At 68.3% G+C, this 3,224-nt stretch carries 2 protein-coding genes and 1 pseudogene; all 3 read right to left on the bottom strand.

The features are described 5' to 3' along the window. Positions 1-208: pseudogene (locus tag H5J26_RS31110) on the bottom strand (hypothetical protein); the annotation flags it as partial. Then, positions 193-1,392, bottom strand: a complete 1,200-nt coding sequence (locus H5J26_RS29775; RefSeq protein ID WP_181769067.1) for a ParA family protein — start codon at positions 1,390-1,392, stop codon at positions 193-195. The pseudogene H5J26_RS31110 and the gene H5J26_RS29775, both read right to left, overlap by 16 nt. Positions 1,393-1,732: 340 nt before the next feature. Continuing rightward, entirely contained in the window at positions 1,733-2,848 is a 1,116-nt protein-coding gene (gene ald, locus H5J26_RS29770) for an alanine dehydrogenase (RefSeq protein ID WP_181769068.1), read from the bottom strand. Positions 2,849-3,224 lie beyond the last annotated feature (376 nt).

The following is a 3,224-nucleotide window of genomic DNA, read 5'->3' as shown; positions in this document are numbered from 1 at the left end:
ACGTCACCTTCTGGCCCTCGTGGAGCTCTCGGTAGCCCTGGGCGTTGCCTCCGGGGGCGGGCACTCTCGCCGACCCCGGCGCCTCCTTTCCGGAAAGCTCCTCGCCGTTGCTGTGGTTCTGCTGGGAAGGCGCCGAGGGCTGGACGGCCGACCCCCCGGTCGTACGGAACAGTTCGTCAGCTGCAGGGAGACTCACTCGGCGTGGCACCGGGCGAGCACCTCCCTGGCGAGCTGGCGGTAGGCGGCGGCACCGACGGAGTTGGAGGCGTACGTCGTGATCGGCTCGCCTGCGACGGTGGTCTCCGGGAAGCGGACCGTACGCCCGATGACCGTGTGGTAGACGTGCTCGTCGAATGCCTCGACGACGCGCGCCAGCACCTCACGGCTGTGCACCGTGCGGGAGTCGTACATCGTCGCGAGGATGCCGTCGAGCTCCAGCTCCGGGTTGAGCCGCTCCTGCACCTTCTCGATGGTCTCGGTGAGCAGGGCGACGCCGCGCAGTGCGAAGAACTCACACTCCAGCGGCACGATCACCTTGTGCGCCGCGGTGAGCGCGTTGACCGTCAGCAGGCCGAGGGACGGCTGGCAGTCGATGACGATGAAGTCGTAGTCGTTCTGCAGGGGGTGGAGGGCGCGCTGAAGCGTCGACTCGCGAGCGACCTCGCTCACCAGCTGCACCTCGGCGGCCGAGAGGTCGATGTTGCTGGGCAGCAGGTCCATCCCCGCCACCGCCGTCTTCAGCAGCACCTCGTCGGGGGCGAGGCCCCGCTCCATCAGCAGGTTGTAGACGGTGAGTTCGAGCTCCATCGGGTTGACACCGAGGCCCACCGACAGCGCGCCCTGCGGGTCGAAGTCGACGAGCAGGACGCGGCGTCCGTACTCGGCGAGCGCCGCACCCAGGTTGATGGCCGACGTCGTCTTGCCGACGCCGCCCTTCTGGTTGCACATCGCGATGATCTTCGCCGGGCCGGGCTCACTGACCGGTCCGGGGATCGGGAAGTACGGAAGGGGGCGCCCGGTCGGGCCGATCCGCTCCCGGCGCTGCCGTGCGGCGTCGGGTGCGAGGGTGGCCGCGTACTCGGGGTCCGGTTCGTATTCCGCGTCAGGGTCGTAGAAGTGCCCTTCGGGCAGCTCGCCGTAGGCGACGCGGTGCGGGTCACTGTAGTCGGCGAGTTCGGCGGACTCGTTGCCCGCGGAGTTGCCGGCCATGGCGTTCACTTGGCGGCCGTCCATGCGCTGGTGGGCTGTCGTGGTGGTGGTCGATGCTGCGTACTGGTGGGCGGCGAAGGTGCGAACGGCTACGGAGCCGACATCCTCGGCCCCCGAGGACTCCTGGCCCCGCGCAGGTGCTCCCGGTCGACCACCCCCGGGAGAAAATGTCGACTCATTCACAAGTCGTCCTACCTCCTTGGTGACCAGGAAACTTCTAGACGTGTCAGCGTGACACCATGCCGACGTTTGGCGACTCTATGGCGTGTCGGCGGTCCTCAGCAACACAATCCGCCGGAGACGCCACGATGTGTCGACCGGCCAACACTCCGCTGTCAAGAGGCAATGAGCGCCACGGCACCCCTCAGGACGGGGCTCAAATCGGTCGAGAGTGTTGTGTTCGCGGCGAGTTGAGCCGCCCTCAGACACCCCGGAAACACGTCACCGACCCCGCCCCGCCGCGGCAGGGGGAGGCCGGTGATGTGCCGTCATCGGAATTGACGCAGGCTGTTGACGTGCCGAATCAGCCGAGCAGCGTGCCGAGTTCGCGGCTGTCGAGCCCGTGCGCCTCGGCGACCGGGCCGTAAATGACCTCGCCGTCATGGACGTTGAGTCCCTTGGCCAGGGTCTCGTCCCGGCGAAGGGCGTCGCGCCAGCCGCGGTTGGCCAGCTCCACGATGTAGGGAAGCGTGGCGTTGGTGAGCGCGTAGGTCGACGTGCTGGGCACCGCACCGGGCATGTTGGCGACGCAGTAGAAGACCGACTCGTGCACCTTGAAGGTCGGCTCGGCGTGGGTCGTGGGACGCGAATCCTCGAAGCAGCCGCCCTGGTCGATCGCGATGTCGACAAGAACACTTCCCGGCTTCATCCGCGAGACGAGCTCGTTGGTCACCAGCTTCGGCGCCTTCGCACCCGGGATCAGCACCGCACCGACGACCAGGTCGGCCTCGAGCACGGCCCGCTCCAGCTCGTACGCGTTGGAGGCGACGGTCCGCACCTTCGTGCCGAAGATCCGGTCGGCCTCGCGGAGCTTGTTGACGTCCTTGTCGAGCAAGGTCACGTGGAAGCCCAGACCGGTCGCGATCTGCGTGGCGTTCCAGCCGGAGACACCGCCGCCGATGACGACCGCCCTGCCCGCCTGGACGCCCGGGACGCCGCCCGGCAGCACACCGCGGCCGCCCGCCGAGCGCATCAGGTGGTACGCGCCGACCTGGGGAGCGATCCGGCCGGCGACCTCGGACATCGGGGCCAGCAGCGGCAGCGCGCGCCCACCGGTCTCCACGGTCTCGTACGCGATGGCGGTCGTGCCCGACTCCAGCAGCGCGTCCGTGCACTCACGGGAGGCGGCGAGGTGGAGGTACGTGAAGAGCGTCTGGTCCTTGCGCAGGCGCCCGTACTCCTCGGCGATGGGCTCCTTGACCTTCAGCAGCATGTCGGCCGTGGCCCAGACCTCGTCGGCGGAGCCCAGGATGGTGGCTCCGGCTGCGACGTACTCCTCGTCCGGGATGGAGGAGCCGATGCCGGCGCCCTGCTCCACGGTGACCTGGTGTCCGTTGCGTACGAGCTCGTGCGCCCCGGCCGGGGTGATGGCCACGCGGAACTCGTTGTTCTTGACCTCGCGGGGGATGCCGACCTTCACGTCGATCACGGTCCTTGACTCTGGGAATTCTCGGAAGCTCCCCGTCGGTGGACGGCGGAAGCACCCGTGGCGCACATCCCACTACGTCTGCACATGGGAGGTTTTCCGGATGCTGACGGAGGCAGCCCGGTCGACCACGGCTCCGCCAGTTTAATGAAGGATCCCGCGCTGTCCAGCCTTACAAAGCAGCAATCTTTTCAGACTTAGCTTTTGGATTCGCAGGCCTGGTCCGCTTCCTGCCCCTCATCCCTGGGTTTCCAGCAGCTCATCGGCAGCCCTGCGGTGCTTGCGACCGGCGCGTACGTCACCGATCCGGTCGCACGCGTCCGCCAGGCGCAGCAGCAGAGCGGCCTGCAGCCGCCCGTCACCGGCGCCC

It is taken from the genome of Streptomyces albidus (ex Kaewkla and Franco 2022) (assembly GCF_013870515.1).
In the GTDB taxonomy this organism is placed as follows: Bacteria; Actinomycetota; Actinomycetes; order Streptomycetales; family Streptomycetaceae; genus Streptomyces; species Streptomyces albidus.
Note: the sequence above shows the minus strand (reverse complement) of the source record. Positions and strands in the feature narration are given on the sequence as shown.